This window comes from Paraburkholderia saeva (assembly GCF_907164555.1).
GTDB classification, from domain to species: domain Bacteria; phylum Pseudomonadota; class Gammaproteobacteria; order Burkholderiales; family Burkholderiaceae; genus Paraburkholderia; species Paraburkholderia saeva.
In genome coordinates this window covers 198176-217993 of the sequence record NZ_CAJQZC010000002.1, presented here as the reverse complement: position 1 = coordinate 217993, position 19818 = coordinate 198176, and the positions used below count along the sequence as shown (strand labels likewise).

Sequence of the window (19818 nt, the reverse complement as noted above, 5' to 3'; positions counted from 1 at the left end):
TCGCAGATCAGCAGGGGTAGAGAGGAGATCATGAATCAGGCGATCAGGAGCGTCGAATACGACCGGCCGCAGACACAGGGTTTGACGTGCGGCGTCGGTCAGGCGTGGGCGAAGGTGCCCGAAGTGCCCTCGGCGCAGGAAAAGGTTGCGTTGAAAGAGCGCATTCGCGCGCTCCTTGCACGCGAGAAGGCGGTGCTTGTCGCGCATTACTACGTGGACGCCGAATTGCAGGAACTGGCCGACGAGACGGGCGGCTGCGTCGCCGATTCGCTGGAAATGGCGCGTTTCGGTCGCGATCACGAGGCGCAGACGCTGGTTGTGGCCGGCGTGCGTTTCATGGGCGAGACGGCGAAGATTCTGAGTCCGGACAAACGCATTCTGATGCCGGATCTCGACGCGACCTGTTCGCTCGACCTCGGCTGCCCCGTCGATGAGTTCTCCGCCTTCTGCGATGCGCATCCGGATCGCACCGTCGTTGTCTACGCGAACACCAGCGCGGCCGTGAAGGCGCGCGCGGACTGGATGGTGACTTCGTCGATCGGGCTCGAGATCGTCGCCGATCTTCACGCGCGCGGCGAGAAGATCATCTGGGCTCCCGATCGCCACCTCGGCGGCTACATTCAGAAGAAGACGGGTGCCGACATGCTGTTGTGGCAGGGCTCGTGTCTCGTGCACGATGAATTCAAGGGCATCGAACTCGATCTGCTGCGTGCGGAATATCCCGGTGCGAAGGTGCTGGTGCATCCGGAATCGCCGGAAGGCGTGGTCGCGCAGGCCGATGTCGTCGGCTCGACGACGCAGTTGATCGACGCCGCCCAGCGTCTCGACGCAACGCACTTCATTGTCGCAACCGATCTCGGGATTCTTCACAAGATGCGTCTGGCCGCGCCCGGCAAGACGTTCATCGAAGCGCCGACTGCCGGCAACAGTGCCACGTGCAAGAGTTGCGCACACTGCCCGTGGATGGCGATGAACGGCCTCGGCAATCTTGCCGGCGTGCTGGAGCACGGACACAACGAAATTTTCGTCGATCGCGCGATTGGTGAGCGCGCGCGTCTGCCGATCGACCGGATGCTCGCATTCGCCGCGGAACACAAGAAGCGCGTCCAGGCGAGCGGCGATCTCGCACGGGATACGACGTTGTTCAAGAACGTGGGGGCGGCATGATGGGGGCGTCCGAAGTTGTCCGCACGGAAGCGGTCTCTCCGCTCTACGTTGAAATCCGCGCGCAATACGGCGACGCCTTCGACGCGGCGATTGCCCGCAACGTTGCGGACGCACTTGCCGAGGATATCGGCAGCGGTGACCTCACCGGTCTGCTGGTGCCCGCGGACGAGCTCCGCGACGCACGGATCATCGTGCGAGAAGAAGCCGTGTTGTGCGGCGTGTCGTGGTTCGATGAAGTCATGCGTCGCCTCGATCCGCGGATTGAGGTGAAGTGGCGTTATCGCGAAGGCGAGCGCATGACGGCTGACACCACGGTGTGCGAAATGCGCGGCCCGGCACGCGCACTGCTGACCGCCGAGCGTAATGCGATGAACTTCCTGCAACTGCTGTCGGGCGTGGCCACCACGACGCGGCGCTACGTCGACGCGATCGCGCATACACAGGCGCGCATTCTCGACACGCGCAAGACGTTGCCGGGCCTGCGGCTTGCGCAGAAATATGCAGTGCGCGTCGGGGGCGGCGTCAATCAGCGGATCGCGTTATACGACGGCATTCTCATCAAGGAAAATCACATCGCGGCCGCTGCCGGCGTTGGGGCGGCGATGGATGCGGCGCTGGCGCTCAACGCGGGTGTGTCGATTCAGATCGAAGTCGAGACACTTGCGCAGCTCGAGACCGCGCTCGCCCATCGCGCGCAGTCGATCCTGCTCGACAACTTCACGTTTGACGCGATGCGCGATGCCGTTCGTGTCACGGCTGGAAGGGCGGTGCTGGAAGTGTCGGGCGGCGTGAACTTCGACACGGTACGGACGATCGCTGAAACGGGCGTCGATCGTATATCGATTGGTGCCCTCACGAAGGACGTGCGCGCGACGGACTATTCGATGCGATTGATCTGATCGCAGCGCGGTTCGGCATGGCAAAAAACCCGCAGTGATGCGGGTTTTTTTGCGCCTCAGATCGTACGGTTGGGCACGCGTTCCGGTGAAAGCACGGTCGGGAGCGCTTTCGGCAGAGCCGCCGGCCAGTCGCGGCTGAAATGCAGGCCGCGGCTTTCGCGGCGCGAGCGGGCGCTTTCGACGATCAACGAAGCCACGTCGACCAGATTGCGTAACTCCAGAAGGTCGCGACTGACCTTGAAGTTCGCGTAGTACTCGTGGATCTCGTCGCGCAACAGGGCAAGCCGATGCTTTGCGCGCGCGAGTCGCTTGTCGGTGCGCACGATGCCGACGTAGTTCCACATGAGTCGGCGCAGTTCGTCCCAGTTATGCGCGACGACTACTTCCTCGTCGGGATCGGACACACGGCTCTCGTCCCAGTCAGGCAATGGCGCATAGACGGCTGCGCCAAATCCTTCTTCCTCGATGGCAGCGGCCGCGGACCTGCCCACAACGAGGCATTCCAGCAATGAATTGCTCGCAAGCCGGTTCGCGCCATGCAGACCCGTACAGGACGTCTCGCCGACCGCGTACAGGCCCGCCAGATCGGTGCGCCCGGCGAGGTCAGTGACGACGCCGCCACAGGTGTAGTGTGCCGCGGGCACAACCGGAATGGGTTCTTTCGTGATGTCGATGCCGAACTCGAGGCATCGCGCGAGGATGGTCGGAAAGTGTTCCTGCAGGAACGCGGCCGGCTGATGGCTGATGTCGAGATAGACGCAATCGATGCCGCGCTTCTTGATTTCGAAGTCGATCGCACGCGCGACGATATCGCGTGGCGCGAGCTCGGCGCGCGGATCGTGATTCGGCATGAAACGGGTGCCGTCGGGCAACCTCAGGACGCCGCCTTCGCCGCGCACGGCCTCGGATATCAGAAATGATTTCGCGTACGGATGGAAAAGGCACGTAGGGTGGAACTGGATGAATTCCATGTTCGACACGCGGCATCCCGCGCGCCAGGCCATCGCTGTGCCGTCTCCCGTCGCCGTGTCGGGGTTCGTTGTGTACAGGTAGACCTTGCCTGCGCCGCCCGTCGCGAGGACCGTGTGGGGCGCCTCAATGGTCACAGTGCGACCACTGGCGATATCGAGGGCATAGAGGCCGTGACAGCGCCGGCCGGGCAGGCCGAGCCGGTCCGATGTGATCAGGTCGATCGCGCAATGGTCTTCGAACAGCGTGATGTTCGGATGGAGGCGCAAGCGTTCGCTGAGGGTCGTGACGACCGCGTGGCCGGTGGCATCGGCGGCGTGAATGATGCGACGATGACTATGGCCGCCTTCGCGCGTGAGGTGAAAGCCCAGTTCCGCTGCGTCGTCTTTGGTGAACGGCACGCCCTGGGCAATCAGCCACTCGATGGCGGCGCGCCCGTGTTCGACGATATGTCGCGTAGCCGCTTCGTCGCACAGGCCGCCGCCGGCAATCAGCGTGTCGCTGACGTGATTCTCGATGCTATCCGCAGAATCGAGCACTGCGGCGATGCCGCCTTGCGCCCAGTCGCTGGCTCCCTCGGTCATCGAGCGTTTGGCGATGACCGCAACGCGCCGCGTCTCCGCCAGATTCAGCGCGACGCTCAAACCGGCCAGCCCGCTGCCGACAATCGCTACATCGAAATTCATGTCCCTGCCTCTCCGTGTTTCTCTGTCTCTGGCTTCTATTAACTGGACGCACTGTGTACGTCGATCAGGCCGTAGAGGATACCGCGCTCGTGACAGGAGCGAAACCTGGCCGGAAAGCTAATGAAGATCGCGGCAGGGCGGGGCCGAACCCGGGCCGCGAAAAACAAAAAGCCCCGCACGAATGCGGGGCTTTTTGTCGTCAAACTTTTCGTCGAACAACGGAAATCAAGATTACTTGATCTTGGTTTCCTTGTACTCAACGTGCTTGCGGACGACGGGATCGAACTTCATGATCGCCATCTTTTCCGGCATGTTGCGCTTGTTCTTCGTGGTGGTGTAGAAGTGACCCGTACCAGCGGTCGATTCCAGCTTGATTTTGTCGCGTGCGCCCTTTGCCATGATCTACTCCTTAGGCTTCGCCGCGTGCGCGCAGATCTGCGAGCACGGTGTCGATACCGTTCTTGTCAATCAGGCGCAGACCGGCGTTCGAGACGCGCAGACGCACCCAACGGTTTTCGCTTTCGACCCAGAAACGGCGGTTTTGCAGATTCGGGAGAAAACGACGCTTGGTCTTGTTGTTCGCGTGGGAAACGTTGTTGCCGCTCATCGGCGCTTTCCCAGTTACTTGGCATACGCGTGCCATGAGAGCACTCCTAATACGCTAATTCTGAGTTCGAACGCCGTGAAAGAATCCAGGAAAGAAGAGCGATGCTTGAGATCGTTCAATATTTCCCTGAAGGCCTTGGTGGCTTCGGAACAGGGTTGGAAACAGGCAAACCGTGATTCTAGCAGGAAAAAACCCGATAAATCAAACGTTATTTGCGTCTGGCGAAGGGGCGTGATGCCTGTCCGCGACGCCTGAGGCGCGTCGCAAACTGGCCCTCAGGCCCACCCGGCGCGGGCGAACGAGAACGTTTCGTGCGCGCCGATCACGAGGTGATCGATCAGTTGCACGTCGACGAGAGCCAGCGTGTTGCGTAGCACCCGTGTGAGGCGGCGGTCGCTGGCGCTCGGGTTGACGGCGCCGGACGGGTGATTATGCGCCACGATCAGGCTCGCCGCATTCAAAATCAGCGCCCGCCGCACAATTTCTCGCGGATAGACCGCCATGCGGGTGAGCGTGCCGCGCGAGTTCTCCTCAGAGCGGATCAGCCGGTGTCGCGCGTCCAGGAAGAGGCAAACGAACACTTCGTACGGGCGCGCGCCGATCAGGAGGCGCAGGTAATCCTCGACCGCCCCGGGTGAATCGATCAGCGGCCGCTCGCGCATCTTTTCCGCCAGCCCGCGGCGCGCCATTTCGACGATGGCGAGCAGCTGCGCTGTCCGCGCCGGGCCGATGCCGCGCAGCCCGTCGAAATCGTCGGGTGTGGCGTCGAGCATCGCCCGTATCGAGCCGAAGCGGGCGAGGAGCGCCCGCGCCACGTCGAAAACGTTGTGGCCAGGGAGCCCGGAGCCGAGCATCAGCACAATCAGTTCCGTATCGGATAGCGCGCCGGGGCCTGCTTCCAGAAGACGTTCCCGGGGCATGTCGTGCGCCGGCCAGTCGCGGCAACGCCCGGGTGAGCCGCGTAAAGTGTCGATCGCGATGTCGTCGGGCAGCGCGGGGCAATCGGTGTCATGCATGATCTCGTCCTTCACGAAAGGTTGCCGCTATGCGACTGGCGCAGGCGCGCGGGGAAGCGCGCCACCGCGACTGGATATGTGGCTTACAATAGAGCCTTTGCGCACGGCACTTCCGTTGCCACCGCGCGCATCGCGCCCCGGGCGCACGCGCAGCGCTTCGACCGAACGAGTACTGCATGAGCATCATCGACATTTCCGAAGTGAAGCCGGGTTCGCACGTCACGCTTCACTACCGGCTTTCGCTCGCCGATGGCGCCGATATCATCAATACCTTTACCGAGAAGCCCGCCACGCTGCTGCTGGGCGCCGGCCAGCTGGCGCCGCCACTGGAAGATATTCTGCTGGGATTGAAGGTCGGCCACCATTCGACCTTTCAGCTAGCGGCCGGCCAGGCCTTTGGGCCGCGCAACCCGGAGTTGATCCAGCGCGTGTCGCTTGCCACGCTGCGCGAAAACAGCATGATCGGCGAGGATTTTTCACCCGGCGATCTCGTCGAATTCAATGCACCTGGCGGCGGACGCTACGCGGGCGTGCTGAAGGAAGTTGGCGAAACGTCCGCCCTGTTCGATTTCAATCACCCGCTCGCCGGCCAGCCGCTGGCGTTCGAAGTGAAAATCATCGGAATCCTGTAAACATGAGCATCACGGATACGACTCTGGCCGAAGCCGAAATCCTGCTGGCGCAGCCGCGCGGGTTTTGCGCAGGCGTCGATCGTGCGATCGAGATCGTCGAACGCGCTATCAAGCTGCATGGCTCGCCGATCTACGTGCGTCACGAAATTGTCCACAACGCCTATGTCGTCGAGGATCTGCGCAAGAAAGGCGCAATCTTTATCGAGCAGCTCGAGGAAGTGCCGGCCGGCAATACGGTGATCTTCAGTGCACACGGCGTCTCGAAGGCGGTGCGCACTGAAGCCGAATCGCGCGGGCTACGCGTGTACGACGCAACCTGTCCGCTCGTCACCAAGGTGCATATCGAAGTCGCGAAGATGCGCGCCGACGGCTTCGACATCGTGATGATCGGCCACAAGGGCCATCCGGAAGTCGAGGGCACGATGGGGCAGGCCGGCGAAGGCATGCATCTCGTCGAAGACATCGAAGACGTGCAGGCACTGACGCTGCCGGATGCTGAACGTATTGCGTTCGTCACGCAAACCACGCTGTCGGTCGACGATGCAGCCGAAATCATCGCCGCGTTGAAGGCGAAATACCCGGCGATCCGAGAGCCGAAGAAGCAGGACATCTGCTATGCGACACAGAACCGTCAGGACGCGGTCAAGTTCATGGCGCCGCAGTGCGATGTGGTGATCGTGGTCGGCAGCCCGAACAGCTCGAACTCGAACCGGTTGCGCGAAGTCGCGGAAAAGCGCGGCATCCCTTCCTATATGGTGGATTCGCCCACGCAGATCGACCCGGCCTGGATCGAAGGCAAGCGCCGCATTGGCGTGACCGCGGGCGCGTCGGCGCCCGAGGCGCTGGCGCAGGCTGTCATCGCCCGTCTGCATGAACTGGGCGTGCGCAACGTGCGCGCACTCGAAGGCATCGAGGAAAACATCGCGTTTCCGTTGCCGCGCGGGTTGGGGCTGCCCGCCTGACGCGATTTTCAGACGGCAGCACGCATAGGAGACGCGCCCGCCTGGGCGCGTTTTTTTTCGTCCGTCGCGTGTCTGCCGCGCACCTTGAATAAGTGCCACATCGTGTGAAATGGCGTCTTCCAGTGCGCTCGCACTCAAATTTGCGCATAATTTTCGATAAATTTTTTAACTCCTTTTATTGATCGAGCCCCTTTATTTCCCGCAGACTCAATAAAACGTCAGATTATTCGCACCAAAAAAGTGCATCAGCAATTGCCTTACAGGTAAATCACACAATCAGGAGAAGGGCGCTCCCATCGGGCGTCAGAAAAGATTGCTGCAACACTTGATGCCCGGGGCGGCGATGGTGGTGCAACTGATGCACGTATAACGAGCGCAACCAGGTTGCGCCGATTCACCGGGATTGATCTCAATATACGGTTGCAATGCAGGAAAACCCTGCCGGTTCAACAATATTGCCTATCGCATAATTGGAGTTACAATGCGCGCGTTCTCAGGGCCAGAGGGTCTTGAGACATCGGATTTTGCAAGGCGCAGGAGACCTGTTTAATGCGAGTCAAGTTTGCTCACGCCGTGACCATCGCGGCCGCGGTTGCGCTGCTGGCCGCGTGCAGCAAGAAGAGTGATGGTGAGGCGGGCAACGGTGCTCCGGCAGCGGCTGCGCCGGCCAGCAACGCGACAGTCGTCCGGATCGGTCATGCCGCGCCGTTGACGGGGGGCATTGCGCACCTCGGCAAGGACAATGAGAACGGCGCGCGCCTCGCCGTCGAAGAGATCAACGCGCAGGGTCTGACCATCGACGGCCGTCGTATCCAGCTCGAACTCGACGCGCAGGACGACGCCGCCGACCCGAAAACGGGCACGCAGGTCGCGCAGAAACTGGTCGATGACCATGTGGTGGGTGTGGTCGGTCACCTGAATTCAGGCGTGTCGATTCCGGCATCGAAGATTTATAGCGACGCGGGGATCGTGCAGATTTCGCCGTCCTCGACGAATCCGTCGTATACGCAGCAAGGTTTCAAGACGACGTATCGCGTCGTCGCGACCGACGCCCAGCAGGGCCCGGCGCTCGCCAACTATGCGACCGGCGCGCTTCATGCGAAGCGCATCGCCGTAGTGGACGACGCGACGGCCTACGGCAAGGGTCTCGCCGACGAGTTCGCGAAGACGGTCGAGGCAAGCGGTGCAAAGGTCGTGGCGCGTGAGGCGACGACCGACAAGGCTACGGATTTCCGGGCCATTCTCACGAAGATCAAGAGTGTTCAGCCGGACGTGATCATGTACGGCGGCATGGACGCAACGGGCGGGCCGTTCACGAAGCAGGCGGCGGCGCTCGGAATCCGGGCAAAAATCCTTGGCGGCGACGGTGTGTGTACCGACAAGGTAGGGGAGCTGGCGGGAGCCGCCGTGCAGAACCTGGTCTGTTCGGAAGCGGGACTGGCGCTTTCGAAGATGGACAAGGGAGCGGACTTCGAAAAGAAGTACGACGACCGTTTCCACACACCGGTGCAGATTTACGCACCGTTCACGTATGACGCTGTATACGTGATCGTCGATGCAATGAAGCGCGCCAATTCGATCGACGCGCCCAAGGTGCTGGCTGCGATGCCCTCTACCGATTACAACGGTGTAATTGGCCACATCGCATTCGACGACAAGGGTGATTTGAAAGAGGGCGCCATTACGCTGTACGACTTCAAGGACGGCAAGAAAGCAGTTCTCGACGTCGTAAAGATGTGATGACGGGATAGTCTGGCCTGACGGCACCGAACCACCTGACGGTGCCGTTTTTGCATCCGCATCGGACAAGCCGGCTGCTGCAACACAGCAGCCACGCGAATCCGGAGCGGATAACCCTTACCGGTCTTTTATCAGTACCCGCAGTGCCGTTGCGATTCCGTGATTCATCCCGGCTACCCGCCGGATGACGAGCGCGAATCCAGTCGCACGGGCTAAGGAGCATTAAATGGATATCTTCATCCAGCAGATCCTCAACGGACTGGTGCTTGGCAGCGTCTACGCCATCATCGCACTGGGCTATACGATGGTTTACGGCATTCTGGGCATCATCAACTTCGCGCACGGCGATGTGTTGATGGTGGGCGCGATGGTTGCGCTCTCAGCCATTGGCGTGCTGCAGAACCACTTCCCCGGCCTCGGCAACGTGGCCACGCTTTGTATCGCGCTGATCATTGCCGCCGTCGTGTGCGCGGTCGTCGGCTACACGATCGAGCGGGTCGCTTACCGGCCGTTGCGCCGCGCACCGCGCCTCGCACCGCTGATCACCGCGATCGGCGTGTCGATCCTGCTGCAGACGCTGGCCATGATGATCTGGTCGCGTAACCCGCTGCCGTTCCCGCAACTGCTGCCGACCGACCCGATCAACGTGATCAAGGCCACCGATACGACGCCTGGCGCCGTGATTTCGGTGACTGAAATCGTGATCATCGTCGTCGCGTTCCTCGTGATGGGCGGCCTGCTGTTGCTCGTGCACAAGACGAAGCTTGGCCGCGCCATGCGCTCGATCGCTGAAAACCCGGGCGTCGCAAGCCTGATGGGCGTGAACCCGAACTTCGTGATTTCGGCGACGTTCATGATCGGTTCGGCACTGGCTGCGCTGGCCGGCGTGATGATCGCGTCCGAATATGGCAACGCGCACTTCTACATGGGCTTCATCCCCGGCCTGAAGGCCTTTACCGCGGCGGTGCTGGGCGGTATCGGGAACCTCGGCGGCGCGATGGTCGGTGGCGTGCTGCTCGGGCTGATCGAACAGCTCGGCGCGGGCTATATCGGCAACCTGACCGGTGGTGTATTCGGCAGTAACTACCAGGACGTGTTCGCATTCATCGTGCTGATCATCGTGCTGGTGTTCCGTCCGTCGGGCCTGCTGGGCGAACGTGTCGCGGATCGAGCATAAGGAGTAGAAGAACATGACCTCAATTCAACCGATCGAGCCGTCGACGACGCTCATCCCCGAGAAGAACCTGACGAAGACGCTGACCGTCGGCATCATCACCGCGATCTTCGTGATCGCGGCACCGATGATCATCGGCGCGGCCGGCGGCAACTACTGGGTTCGCGTGCTCGACTTCGCGATGCTGTACGTGATGCTCGCGCTGGGCCTTAACGTGGTGGTCGGCTTCGCCGGCCTGCTTGACCTGGGCTACATCGCGTTCTACGCGATCGGCGCCTACGTCGCGGCGCTCTTGAGTTCGCCGCACCTGACCTCGCAGTTCGAGTGGATCGCGCATCTGTTCCCGAACGGCCTGCATACGCCGATCTGGATCATCGTGCCGCTCGCGATGGCGCTCGCCGCGATCTTCGGGATTCTGCTCGGTGCACCGACGCTGCGTCTGCGGGGCGATTACCTCGCCATCGTGACGTTGGGCTTCGGGGAAATCGTGCGGATCTTCATGAACAACCTCGACCGTCCGGTGAACATCACGAACGGCCCGAAGGGGATCACGGGGATCGATCCGGTGTCGGTAGGCGGCTTCAGTCTGGCGCAGACGCACACGTTCTTCGGGTTCTCGTTTCCAAGCGTGTACATGTACTACTACCTGTTCGTGCTGTGTTCGCTGCTCGTGATCTGGGTGTGTACGCGCCTGCAGCATTCGCGTATCGGCCGCGCGTGGGCCGCAATCCGTGAAGACGAAATCGCCGCCAAGGCAATGGGCATCAACACCCGCAACGTAAAGCTGCTGGCTTTCGCGATGGGCGCGTCGTTCGGCGGCCTGTCGGGCGCGATGTTCGGTTCGTTCCAGGGCTTCGTTTCGCCGGAATCGTTCACGTTCTGGGAATCGGTGGTCGTGCTGGCGTGCGTGGTGCTGGGCGGCATGGGCCACATCCCGGGCGTGATTCTCGGCGCGGTGCTTCTCGCCGTGTTCCCGGAATTCCTGCGCTCGACGATGGGTCCGCTGCAGAACTGGATCTTCGGTCACGAAATCGTCGACACGGAAGTGATCCGTCAGCTGCTGTACGGTCTCGCGATGGTGCTCATCATGCTGTACCGCTCGGAAGGCTTGTGGCCGTCGCCGAAGCACGAGGACAAGATTGCGAAACTGGCAAAGCGTAACGGCAAGAAGCCGGTGCGCGCGTAACGGACCAACGGAGAAACCCAACATGAGCGATAAAAAAATCCGTTTGTCCGTCAAGGGCGTGAACAAGCGCTTTGGCGGCCTGCAGGCCCTCTCGGACGTCGGTCTGCAGATCGAGGAAGGCACGATCTATGGCCTGATCGGCCCGAACGGCGCCGGCAAGACAACGTTCTTCAACGTGATCACGGGCCTGTACACGCCGGATTCGGGCGACTTCAAGCTCGACGGCACGAACTACACGCCGACCGCGGTGTATCAGGTTGCGAAGGCGGGCATTGCACGTACGTTCCAGAACATTCGTCTGTTCGGCGGCATGACCGCGCTGGAAAACGTGATGGTCGGGCGCCACGTGCGCACGAAGCACGGCCTGATCGGCGCGGTGCTGCAAACGCCCGCGGAGCGCAAGGAAGAGCGCGAGATCAAGGAACGTGCGCTGGAACTGCTGGAGTACGTGGGCGTGCTGCAGTACGCGGACTACACGTCGCGCAATCTGTCGTACGGTCACCAGCGACGTCTGGAAATCGCCCGCGCGCTCGCGACCGATCCAAAGTTGCTCGCGCTCGACGAGCCGGCGGCCGGCATGAATGCAACGGAAAAGGTCGAGCTGACGAAGCTGCTCGACAAGATCCGCGCGGACGGCAAGACGATCCTCCTGATCGAACACGATGTGAAGCTGGTGATGGGCCTGTGCAATCGCATGACAGTGCTCGATTACGGCAAGGTGATTGCTGAGGGTCTGCCGCAGGACGTGCAGAAAGACCCGAAGGTGATCGAGGCTTATCTCGGTGCGGGGGTCCACTGATGGCTACGGCAATGTTGAAAATCAAGGGCCTTCAGGTCAATTACGGCGGCATTCAGGCAGTCAAGGGCATCGATCTCGAAGTCGCGCAGGGCGAGCTGGTCACGCTGATCGGCGCGAACGGCGCGGGCAAGACGACGACGATGAAGGCGATCACCGGCCTGAAAGCGTATTCGGCCGGCGACATCGAGTACATGGGGCAGTCGATCAAGGGCTTGCCGGCGCATGAGCTGCTTAAGCGCGGCCTCGCGATGGTGCCGGAAGGCCGGGGCATTTTCGCGCGCATGTCGATCATCGAAAACATGCAGATGGGCGCGTATCTGCGCAACGACAAGGACGGCATCGCGAAGGACGTCGAACGTATGTTCGGCTTCTTCCCGCGCCTGAAGGAACGTGCGACGCAGTATGCGGGCACGCTCTCGGGCGGCGAGCAGCAGATGCTGGCGATGGCGCGCGCGATCATCAGCAAGCCGAAGCTGCTGTTGCTCGACGAACCGTCGATGGGTCTGTCGCCGATCATGGTCGAGAAGATCTTCGAAGTGGTGCGCGAAATCTCGAAGGAAGGCATCACGGTGATGCTGGTCGAGCAGAACGCGCGTCTCGCGTTGCAGGCTGCGAATCGCGGCTATGTGATGGACTCAGGTCTTGTCACGATGTCGGGCGACGCGAAGCAGATGCTGGATGATCCGAAGGTGCGTGCAGCGTATCTCGGCGAGTAAGCTGGCCGCGTCATCTGGCGCGGTATGAAAAAGCCGCATGCGTGAGAGCGCATGCGGCTTTTTTGTTGGGCGATTGCCTGGCCTGCCTATGCCTGCGCGGTTTCGCCCAGACGCTTGCCGAGACTGACTACCTCGTCCATGCGATAACCCAGCGCTTCATAGAAGCCGCGCACGTCGGCTTTCGCTGACAGCACCTGCAGGTTCACCTTCGGACAGCCAAGCGCAGTCAACGCGCGCTCCGCATGCGCGACGAGTTGCGTGCCGATGCCGCGCCGTCGCAGCGACGTATCGACGGCAAGCGAGTACAGCCATCCGCGATGCCCGTCGTATCCGGCCATGATCGTGCCGACGATCCCGTCGTCAGCTTCCGCGACGAAGAACAGTTCAGGCTGCGTCGCGAGCTTGTTCGCGATCGACAGACGCGGATTGCGCTGCGGCCGGGTGACGTCCCGATACTCCGGGAACGCATCCTGCCACAGCGCGACGACGGCATCGGTATCGGCCGCATCGAAGCAGCGGATCGACGGCGTGGCGTGCGATGTCATGTAACGGCGCGTGTCGGCGCTTACAGCGAATCGAGAATCGAACGCAGCATCGACATCATCTGGTCGATCTCTTCGTTCGTGACGTTGAGCGCCGGCATGAAGCGCAGCAGGTTCGGGCGCGCGGCGTTCAGCAGCAGGCCGTCGGGTTGCATCAGACGCGCCTTCTCGACGATCTGGTTGCCGATGTCCTTGCCGAGCAGCAGCGCGCGCAGCAGTCCCTCGCCGCGTTCGCCGAGAAAGCCGCGCTCTTCCGACAGCGCCAGCAGTTGCGCGCGCAGATATTCACCGCGTGCCCGGACGCCTTCGAGAAAACCCGGCGCGGTCAGCTGCGAGATCACCGAATAGCCGACAGCCGTCATCAGCGGATTGCCGTTGTACGTGCCGCCCTGATCGCCTGCTTCGAACACCTGGACTTCGGCTTTTGCGAGCAGCGCAGCGAGCGGTACGCCGCCGCCGATGCCTTTGCCGAGCGTCATCACGTCCGGCTCGATGCCTGCGAGTTCATAGGCGAAGAGCGTCCCGGCGCGGCCGCAGCCGCTTTGCACTTCGTCGACGATCAGAAGCAGGTTGTGCTGTTTTGTGAGCGCACGCAGTTGCTGCATGAATTCGCGCGTGGCCGGAATCACGCCGCCTTCGCCCTGGATCGGCTCGAGCATCACGGCGACGGTCTTTTTCGTGATCAGCTTTTCGACCGAAGCAATGTCGTTCAGATCGGCCTTCGGGAAACCCGGCACCTGCGGCGCGTAGATCGTGTCCCAGCCGGGCTTGCCGCTCGCGGACATCGTCGCGAGCGTGCGGCCGTGGAAGCTGTGATCGAACGTGATGATTTCGTAGGCGCCGTCCTTGTGTTTCCTGCCCCATTTGCGCGCGAGCTTGATCGCGCCTTCGTTCGCTTCGGCGCCGCTGTTCGCGAAGAAGACCTTGTCGAAGCAGCTGTGTTGCGTGAGCAGACCCGCGAGCTTCGCCATCGGCTCGTTATAGAACGCCGGCGACGGATTGATCAGCGTGCGCGCCTGCTTTTCGAGCGCCTCGATCATGCCCTCGTTGCAGTGACCGAGACTGTTGACCGCCCAGCCCTGGATGAAGTCGAGGTAACGCTTGCCTTCGTTGTCGTAGATCCACGAACCCTTGCCGTGCGTGAAAACGATTTCGGGCCGGTTGGTGATGTACATCAGCGACTCGATCGGATACTCAGTGAATTTCATGACGGCGGGCTCCATCCGAAGCAGGGGGTTAAAGAAGGGACCGGAAAAACAAAAAGCCACGGAGGTCCGTGGCTTTCATGATTCGAACAGCGTGCACCCTGTTGAGGCGCGAATCCGTGACGAAGCCAGCGGCGCCCCTAAGGGAGCGACGAGCGGCGACGTCGAAGTTCGGACTGGATGCGGTTCATGCGCGAAAGAATACGACAACGGAGAGGGCGGTGTAAACCGGGAATTTTGAGGCAGCGAGATTTTTTGCTGGATGAGTCCGAGGATGGGCAGGCCTGGATTTGTCATTTTTGATTGCAGCACGGTTTGTGATGCGTCCAGTGACGCGCGCGCGAATAGACTGGGTTCCCATGCAAAAACGTCGCGTGAAATCTGGAAACGTGAGTCGCAAAAGGAAAGGGGCGCTCGATTGAGCGCCCCTTTGTGCAGGAAGCCGGGGGTCCGCCCATCCGAAGATAGCTGCCGACGCTGATCCCGACTTTTCGCTGCTGATTCTAAAAGAAGGGGAAGTTACGGTCAATGGATCATCTCGACGACAAAGAACTCGAAACAATCGCGCTGTTGCTTTCAGGCGACCGCCTGCACAGGTTCCTTGCATTGACCGGGTCGACACGCGCGGCCATTGCGCTTCATCAGCAGACGTTGCGACTGGGCGGGAGTTTAATGAGCGTCACGGCGGTACTGGAAATCGCACTGCGCAACGCGGTGTGTGATCGACTCGCCTTGTATTTTCAGACCGAAAACTGGCTCCTGAAACCTCCGACCGTTTTCGCATGGCGCGACGAGGAGCGCGGAAGAATTGAGATGGCCATACGTGCCGCGCAGCGTGCGCATTACGCAAAGCTGGACGCGTCGCAGAAGCGCCAGCTTGACGAAGTCGCCTTCCGGCGCGGTGCGCCCGCGGGCATCAGTCACGAGCATCGTAGCAACGCCCGGCAGAAGGCGATCCGTGTTCCGGCCGGACAGGTAATCGCGCAACTTACCCTGTACTTCTGGAAGCGTCTTTTTTCACCGGATTACGATCACACACTGTGGAAACCAGCGTTAAAACGTCTGTTCCCAGGGAAGGAGGTGACACGCGCGGCGGTCGCGTCAAACCTCGAAAGCATTTATCAAACGCGTAACCGTATCGCGCACCATGAGCCTGTCTACGGAAACAGGCTTGACGATGCGCTCGGCGCGATTGATTTTATCGCGGCACAACTCGGCACTGCTCGAAGCGACGGACGTACGCCGCTTGGCAAGATGCTGGAGAAGGAACGAAGCGTGCTGGGTGATCAGGCGGCAGCATTGCGTGGCCGTATCGACGCGCTTCGTTCGTCAGGCGGGACTCAAACCGGATTGGCCAGATCCGCCGCGCTGGTGAACGAATCCGCATAGAACTCGTCTTCCGGCAGCTTGTGATGCGCGGTGAAATCGCGCTGCGCCGATTCGACCATCACCGGCGCCCCACATGCGTACACCTGATAACCCGACAGGTCCGGCAGATCCTCGATCACCGCGCGGTGCACGAAGCCCGTGCGGCCCGTCCACGCATCGTCGGCGTCGGGCTCGGAAAGCACCGGCACGAACTTGAAGTTCGGCACGTCTTGCGCCCATTGCTCGGCGAGTTCCAGCAGGTACAGATCCTTCTTGCGACGCGCGCCCCAGTAGAGCGTCATCGGCCGTTCGATGTTCTTGAAGATTGCGTGCTCGACAATGGCCTTCAACGGCGCGAAGCCCGTGCCCGATGCCAGCAATACGATCGGCTTGTCGGAATCTTCGCGCAGGAAGAACGTGCCGAGCGGCGCTTCGAAGCGCAGGATGTCGCGCTCCTTCAACGTGTTGAACACGTGATCCGTGAACACGCCACCGGGCATGTGACGGATATGCAGCTCGATCGGGCCTTCGGCATGCGGCGCGCTCGCCATCGAATAGCTGCGGCGCTTGCCGTCTTTCAGAATGAATTCGAGGTACTGGCCAGCGAGATACTGCAGGCGTTCGTTGGCCGGCAGCTGAAGCTTCAGCACGACCACGTCGTCGGCCTTGCGCTCGACCGCGTTGACGCGGCACGGCAGCTTCTTGACCTGCACGTCGCCGACGCCCGCCACTTCGCGGATATCGACTTCGAGATCGGAGCACGCCGTTGCGCAGCAGAGCAGCGCCATGCCGCGCGTTTTTTCATCGTTCGACAGAGCCGACGACGAATGGGGCCGCTGTTCGACTTCGCCGGCGAGGACCGTGCCCTTGCACGAGCCACACGCGCCGTTCTTGCAGCCATACGGCAGACCCACGCCCTGGCGCAGGGCCGCGATCAGCACGGGTTCATCGGGTTCTACCTGAAACTGCCGGCCGCTTTGCCGGAGCGTTACGTTAAATGCCATATATCGATCGAAAACGAAAAGTCGGGAATCGGTGCCTGCCGCGCTTGACGGCTACAATGCGTCCACCATGAAAGCGACACGAAATCTGCGCCGGCCGCGCGTGCTGATCGTCGGTTGCGGCGATGTCGGCATGCGCTGCGTCGAGCTTCTGCATCCGCGTGCCCACATCTTTGCCCTGACGAGCCATGAAGCGCGCCGCGCTGAATTGCGCGCGGCAGGTACGTCGCCACTCGTCGGCGACCTGGACGTGCGCAGCAGCCTGAGGCGTCTGGCGGGCCTTGCGCCTGTGGTGCTGCATCTGGCGCCACCGCAGAAGACCGGCGACGACGATCGCCGTACACGTGCGCTCGTCGCCGCGCTCACTTCGCGCCGCATGCAGCCGGCGCGCGCCGCGGTTACGCCGGTCGCGCGGATGCGGCGTTCGCGCCCCGCATGGATGGATCGCGAAACAGCCAATATTGTACCTGACCGGGGTGTCTGGCTCGCGCGGTCAGCCGCGCCGCTGCGCCTCGTCTACGCGAGTACGACGGGCGTGTATGGCGACTGCGGCGGCGCGCTGATCGACGAAACGCGTTGTGTACAGCCGGCCAACGAGCGCGCGAAGCGCCGGGTCTCGGCGGAGCAGCAGTTGCGCCGGGCCACGGCGCGCGGGACGGTCGCGGCCACCGTCGCACGGATTCCGGGTATCTACGCCGGTAACCGCCTGCCGCTTGCGCGCCTTGCAAAGGGCACGCCCGCGCTGACCGAGGCCGACGATGTGTACACCAGTCATATCCACGCGGACGATCTGGCGGCGATCCTCGTGCGGATGTCGACGCATGGCAAGCCGGGACGTGTCGTTCACGCCTCGGACGATTCGACGCTGAAAATGGCGGCCTGGTTCGATGCGGTTGCCGATGCGTATGGTCTGCCGCGTCCTCCGCGCGTCACGCGCGAAGAGGCGGAGACCCAGATCGAGCCGATGCTGTTGTCGTTCATGCGCGAATCGCGCCGGCTCCTGAATACGAGGATGAAGCGGGAACTGCGCATGCGCCTTCGTTATCCGACGGTGCAGGATTTCCTGCAGGCAGACGCGGACAAGTAGTCGTTCATCACACGCGTGATGCGATCCAGACTCACGTGATCGAAGGGAGCGCCTCGAGCAGCACGAAGCACAGAAGTGCGCCGACCAGCGCACCGATGAGGCTCGGAGGATAGCGGTGCCGCAGACGCATCATCGTGAGCGCACCGACAACGAGGACGATCCCGACACACACGAGCGCGATCGTCAAAGTTGAAATTTCATAACCATCGTTGATGATCATGGCGTCCTCCTTGCTTACTTTTTAATCATTGTTTAATTGAGTATAGGGCGAGATGTAAGGAAGGGCATGCTGCGGCGCAGCGCAACGGGCCCCTTTTTGTGCGGCAGTGTGAGATGGCTAACGCATGCGCCCCGCGACCACGGGATGTGCGCCGCGATTTTCGGTGTTTACCCCGCCCGCAGCGCCGCGAGACCGGCTTCGTCGAGCCATTGCCATTCGCCTTCAGCGAGGTTCGCGGGCAATTCGAGGCCGCCAATGCGCTCCCGGTGCAGCGCCTCGACGCGGTTCCCTGCCGCCGCGACCATCCGCTTCACCTGGTGATACTTGCCTTCCAGCACAGTGAGTTCGAGCGCATGCGTGTCGCGTGCGCGGGCTGCGACCGCAGCGATCGGTGCCGGCTCGCCATGCAGGAGCACGCCGGCGCGCAATGCGTCGAGCTGCGCATCGTCGAGCGGGTGACGCGTGGTGGCGAGATAGACCTTCGGCACCTTGCGTTTCGGCGACGTGAACGCGTGGACGAACTGCCCGTCGTCGGAGAGGAGCAGCAGGCCTGTCGTGTCCTGATCGAGGCGTCCGACGCATTGCACGCCACGCGTCGCGAACTGCGGCGGCAGCAGGTTGAACACGCTCAAGTGATGTTGCGGATCGCGCGAGCACTCGTAACCCGCGGGCTTGTTCAGCAGGATGTACGCGTGCTCGTGATAACGCCACGCGATTTCATCGACGACGAACGTCAGCGTGTGGGTGGGGAAGTCGGCATCGGCATTGGCGCAGACCACACCATCGATCGAGACGTGCCCGCCCGTGACGAGCGCGCGGCACTGGCGTCGTGAGCCGAAACCCTGGGAAAACAACACGCGTTCGAGATTCATGGACGAGCAGAAAGGCGCAAAGGCAGAAGGCGGCGGTGTCGCACGCGGTGAAGGGCTGCGGACGAATCCGCGTGCATCCCGCGACGGGCCGCAGCCCGTCGCATCGCGTGCATTTTACCCGGCAGCCCGGCGCCCCGGTTTCGCCGCTCGCGCTACTTGCTCTGTGCCTTCGCGGCCCGCTCGATCAGCGCGGCGACTTCAGCGGGATGCGACACCGGCGCGAGATGGCTCGACGCCACCGGGACCATCGTCGCGCCCATGCGTTTTGCCATCCATTGCTGCACCTCGGGCGCCACGGCGCGATCCTTCGTCGTCACCATGTACCAGGACGGTTTTGTCTTCCACGCCGCTTGTGTCACGGCTTCGCCAAACGCCTTGCCGGAGATGGGCTGCTCGGCGGCAGCGAGGATGCGCGTCTGGGTTTCGGGGACGTCGGCGGCGAAGTCCGCGTGGTATTTCGCTGGATCGAACCACAGAAAGCCCGTGTCGTCGGGCTTGATGCTTTCGCCGGCGGGTGCAGCGGGGCCATGCCTGAACATGTCCATCGTCGATTCGCCCACGTCCGGCGCAATCGCCGTGATGTAGACGAGGCCGACGACGTTCGGCGCGTCGGCACCCGCTTCGGTGATGACGGTGCCGCCCCACGAATGGCCGACAAGAATCGTCGGGCCGTTCTGCCGTGCGAGTACGCGCTTTGTGGCGGCGACGTCGTCGGCGAGCGAACTCAGCGGATTCTGCACTGCCGAGACGTGATAACCCCGTCGTTGCAGCAGATCGATGACGCGGTTCCAGCTCGAACCGTCGACGAACGCGCCATGCACCAGCACGACGTTGCGCACCGGACCGGAAGCGACCGCGGAAGGCGCAGCGGAGGCGCCGGCTGGCGCTTCGGTCTGCGCGCCGACGCCCGTGCAGACACAGAACGCGGACAACACGACAAGGCGAATCAGGTGTTTCGGCGACATGGCAT

21 protein-coding genes are annotated in these 19818 nt (G+C 62.2%); 11 read left to right on the top strand and 10 right to left on the bottom strand.

Features of this window, described 5'->3' with window-relative positions; genetic code table 11:
• The first annotated feature begins 30 nt into the window (after positions 1–30).
• On the top strand, positions 31–1167 hold the full coding sequence (gene nadA / locus LPA36_RS05180; protein ID WP_228875072.1) for a quinolinate synthase NadA: 1137 nt from the start codon (positions 31–33) through the stop codon (positions 1165–1167).
• Positions 1167–2066 carry a carboxylating nicotinate-nucleotide diphosphorylase gene (gene nadC, locus LPA36_RS05175; protein ID WP_228875617.1) on the top strand — a complete coding sequence of 300 codons (900 nt, stop codon included), beginning with the start codon at positions 1167–1169 and terminating at the stop codon, positions 2064–2066. Before nadA ends, nadC begins: the two co-directional genes overlap by 1 nt.
• Before the next feature lie 56 nt (positions 2067–2122).
• On the opposite strand, the gene nadB is transcribed toward nadC, so the two are convergent.
• The 4 genes from nadB to radC form a co-directional block, all read right to left on the bottom strand.
• Positions 2123–3721, bottom strand: a complete 1599-nt coding sequence (gene nadB, locus LPA36_RS05170) for an L-aspartate oxidase (protein WP_228875071.1) — start codon at positions 3719–3721, stop codon at positions 2123–2125.
• A 231-nt stretch (positions 3722–3952) separates the two neighbouring features.
• Entirely contained in the window at positions 3953–4120 is a 168-nt protein-coding gene (rpmG, locus tag LPA36_RS05165; protein ID WP_121281636.1) for a 50S ribosomal protein L33, read from the bottom strand.
• A 10-nt stretch (positions 4121–4130) separates the two neighbouring features.
• On the bottom strand, positions 4131–4364 hold the full coding sequence (gene rpmB / locus LPA36_RS05160; RefSeq protein WP_007586227.1) for a 50S ribosomal protein L28: 234 nt from the start codon (positions 4362–4364) through the stop codon (positions 4131–4133).
• 239 nt (positions 4365–4603) lie between these two features.
• Positions 4604–5344 carry a RadC family protein gene (radC, locus tag LPA36_RS05155; protein WP_407674234.1) on the bottom strand — a complete coding sequence of 247 codons (741 nt, stop codon included), beginning with the start codon at positions 5342–5344 and terminating at the stop codon, positions 4604–4606.
• A gap of 176 nt (positions 5345–5520) precedes the next feature.
• Here radC and LPA36_RS05150 point away from each other — a divergent pair, with 176 nt between their 5' ends.
• From LPA36_RS05150 to LPA36_RS05120, 7 genes are all read left to right on the top strand, one after another.
• Entirely contained in the window at positions 5521–5976 is a 456-nt protein-coding gene (locus LPA36_RS05150; RefSeq protein ID WP_228875069.1) for an FKBP-type peptidyl-prolyl cis-trans isomerase, read from the top strand.
• A gap of 2 nt (positions 5977–5978) precedes the next feature.
• Positions 5979–6938 carry a 4-hydroxy-3-methylbut-2-enyl diphosphate reductase gene (gene ispH, locus LPA36_RS05145; RefSeq protein ID WP_228875068.1) on the top strand — a complete coding sequence of 320 codons (960 nt, stop codon included), beginning with the start codon at positions 5979–5981 and terminating at the stop codon, positions 6936–6938.
• 549 nt (positions 6939–7487) lie between these two features.
• Entirely contained in the window at positions 7488–8678 is a 1191-nt protein-coding gene (locus LPA36_RS05140) for a branched-chain amino acid ABC transporter substrate-binding protein (protein ID WP_228875067.1), read from the top strand.
• Between the two features lie 226 nt (positions 8679–8904).
• Entirely contained in the window at positions 8905–9855 is a 951-nt protein-coding gene (locus tag LPA36_RS05135) for a branched-chain amino acid ABC transporter permease (protein ID WP_228875066.1), read from the top strand.
• Positions 9856–9868: 13 nt separating this feature from the next.
• Positions 9869–11038, top strand: coding sequence for an ABC transporter permease subunit (locus LPA36_RS05130; protein WP_228875065.1), 1170 nt, complete (start codon positions 9869–9871; stop codon positions 11036–11038).
• Between the two features lie 22 nt (positions 11039–11060).
• Positions 11061–11837 (top strand): ABC transporter ATP-binding protein, encoded by a 777-nt coding sequence (locus tag LPA36_RS05125; RefSeq protein WP_228875064.1) that lies wholly within the window; start codon positions 11061–11063, stop codon positions 11835–11837.
• The gene (locus LPA36_RS05120; protein ID WP_228875063.1) at positions 11837–12553 is read left to right on the top strand and encodes an ABC transporter ATP-binding protein; all 717 of its coding nucleotides are present in this window, start codon (positions 11837–11839) and stop codon (positions 12551–12553) included. The genes LPA36_RS05125 and LPA36_RS05120 overlap by 1 nt, the downstream gene beginning before the upstream one ends.
• Before the next feature lie 86 nt (positions 12554–12639).
• Here LPA36_RS05120 and LPA36_RS05115 read toward each other — a convergent pair whose 3' ends face one another.
• Positions 12640–13098 carry a GNAT family acetyltransferase gene (locus LPA36_RS05115; RefSeq protein WP_228875062.1) on the bottom strand — a complete coding sequence of 153 codons (459 nt, stop codon included), beginning with the start codon at positions 13096–13098 and terminating at the stop codon, positions 12640–12642.
• Positions 13099–13118: 20 nt separating this feature from the next.
• Entirely contained in the window at positions 13119–14303 is a 1185-nt protein-coding gene (locus LPA36_RS05110) for an acetylornithine transaminase (RefSeq protein WP_228875061.1), read from the bottom strand.
• Positions 14304–14828: 525 nt separating this feature from the next.
• On the opposite strand from LPA36_RS05110, the gene LPA36_RS05105 reads away from it, so the two are divergent.
• On the top strand, positions 14829–15689 hold the full coding sequence (locus LPA36_RS05105) for an Abi family protein (RefSeq protein WP_228875060.1): 861 nt from the start codon (positions 14829–14831) through the stop codon (positions 15687–15689).
• On the opposite strand, the gene LPA36_RS05100 is transcribed toward LPA36_RS05105, so the two are convergent.
• Complete coding sequence (locus tag LPA36_RS05100) at positions 15641–16672, bottom strand: CDP-6-deoxy-delta-3,4-glucoseen reductase (RefSeq protein ID WP_228875059.1); 1032 nt, start codon at positions 16670–16672, stop codon at positions 15641–15643. The two genes, LPA36_RS05105 and LPA36_RS05100, sit on opposite strands and share 49 nt — an antisense overlap.
• Before the next feature lie 67 nt (positions 16673–16739).
• On the opposite strand from LPA36_RS05100, the gene LPA36_RS05095 reads away from it, so the two are divergent.
• Complete coding sequence (locus tag LPA36_RS05095) at positions 16740–17756, top strand: NAD-dependent epimerase/dehydratase family protein (RefSeq protein ID WP_228875058.1); 1017 nt, start codon at positions 16740–16742, stop codon at positions 17754–17756.
• A gap of 31 nt (positions 17757–17787) precedes the next feature.
• On the opposite strand, the gene LPA36_RS05090 is transcribed toward LPA36_RS05095, so the two are convergent.
• The 3 genes from LPA36_RS05090 to LPA36_RS05080 all read right to left on the bottom strand — a co-directional run bounded on the left by LPA36_RS05090 (position 17788) and on the right by LPA36_RS05080 (position 19813).
• Complete coding sequence (locus tag LPA36_RS05090; RefSeq protein ID WP_228875057.1) at positions 17788–17976, bottom strand: hypothetical protein; 189 nt, start codon at positions 17974–17976, stop codon at positions 17788–17790.
• Between the two features lie 167 nt (positions 17977–18143).
• Positions 18144–18848 (bottom strand): pseudouridine synthase, encoded by a 705-nt coding sequence (locus LPA36_RS05085; protein ID WP_228875056.1) that lies wholly within the window; start codon positions 18846–18848, stop codon positions 18144–18146.
• Between the two features lie 152 nt (positions 18849–19000).
• Positions 19001–19813, bottom strand: a complete 813-nt coding sequence (locus LPA36_RS05080) for an alpha/beta fold hydrolase (protein ID WP_228875055.1) — start codon at positions 19811–19813, stop codon at positions 19001–19003.
• Positions 19814–19818 lie beyond the last annotated feature (5 nt).

Bases quoted from the DNA above. Each gene is read 5' to 3' on its own strand.
- nadA (WP_228875072.1), top strand. From the start codon at position 31: ATGAATCAGGCGATCAGGAGCGTCGAATACGACCGGCCGCAGACACAG.
- nadC (WP_228875617.1), top strand. From the start codon at position 1,167: ATGGGGGCGTCCGAAGTTGTCCGCACGGAAGCGGTCTCTCCGCTCTAC.
- nadB (WP_228875071.1), bottom strand. From the start codon at position 3,721: ATGAATTTCGATGTAGCGATTGTCGGCAGCGGGCTGGCCGGTTTGAGC.
- rpmG (WP_121281636.1), bottom strand. From the start codon at position 4,120: ATGGCAAAGGGCGCACGCGACAAAATCAAGCTGGAATCGACCGCTGGT.
- rpmB (WP_007586227.1), bottom strand. From the start codon at position 4,364: ATGGCACGCGTATGCCAAGTAACTGGGAAAGCGCCGATGAGCGGCAAC.
- radC (WP_407674234.1), bottom strand. From the start codon at position 5,344: ATGCATGACACCGATTGCCCCGCGCTGCCCGACGACATCGCGATCGAC.
- LPA36_RS05150 (WP_228875069.1), top strand. From the start codon at position 5,521: ATGAGCATCATCGACATTTCCGAAGTGAAGCCGGGTTCGCACGTCACG.
- ispH (WP_228875068.1), top strand. From the start codon at position 5,979: ATGAGCATCACGGATACGACTCTGGCCGAAGCCGAAATCCTGCTGGCG.
- LPA36_RS05140 (WP_228875067.1), top strand. From the start codon at position 7,488: ATGCGAGTCAAGTTTGCTCACGCCGTGACCATCGCGGCCGCGGTTGCG.
- LPA36_RS05135 (WP_228875066.1), top strand. From the start codon at position 8,905: ATGGATATCTTCATCCAGCAGATCCTCAACGGACTGGTGCTTGGCAGC.
- LPA36_RS05130 (WP_228875065.1), top strand. From the start codon at position 9,869: ATGACCTCAATTCAACCGATCGAGCCGTCGACGACGCTCATCCCCGAG.
- LPA36_RS05125 (WP_228875064.1), top strand. From the start codon at position 11,061: ATGAGCGATAAAAAAATCCGTTTGTCCGTCAAGGGCGTGAACAAGCGC.
- LPA36_RS05120 (WP_228875063.1), top strand. From the start codon at position 11,837: ATGGCTACGGCAATGTTGAAAATCAAGGGCCTTCAGGTCAATTACGGC.
- LPA36_RS05115 (WP_228875062.1), bottom strand. From the start codon at position 13,098: ATGACATCGCACGCCACGCCGTCGATCCGCTGCTTCGATGCGGCCGAT.
- LPA36_RS05110 (WP_228875061.1), bottom strand. From the start codon at position 14,303: ATGAAATTCACTGAGTATCCGATCGAGTCGCTGATGTACATCACCAAC.
- LPA36_RS05105 (WP_228875060.1), top strand. From the start codon at position 14,829: ATGGATCATCTCGACGACAAAGAACTCGAAACAATCGCGCTGTTGCTT.
- LPA36_RS05100 (WP_228875059.1), bottom strand. From the start codon at position 16,672: ATGGCATTTAACGTAACGCTCCGGCAAAGCGGCCGGCAGTTTCAGGTA.
- LPA36_RS05095 (WP_228875058.1), top strand. From the start codon at position 16,740: ATGAAAGCGACACGAAATCTGCGCCGGCCGCGCGTGCTGATCGTCGGT.
- LPA36_RS05090 (WP_228875057.1), bottom strand. From the start codon at position 17,976: ATGATCATCAACGATGGTTATGAAATTTCAACTTTGACGATCGCGCTC.
- LPA36_RS05085 (WP_228875056.1), bottom strand. From the start codon at position 18,848: ATGAATCTCGAACGCGTGTTGTTTTCCCAGGGTTTCGGCTCACGACGC.
- LPA36_RS05080 (WP_228875055.1), bottom strand. From the start codon at position 19,813: ATGTCGCCGAAACACCTGATTCGCCTTGTCGTGTTGTCCGCGTTCTGT.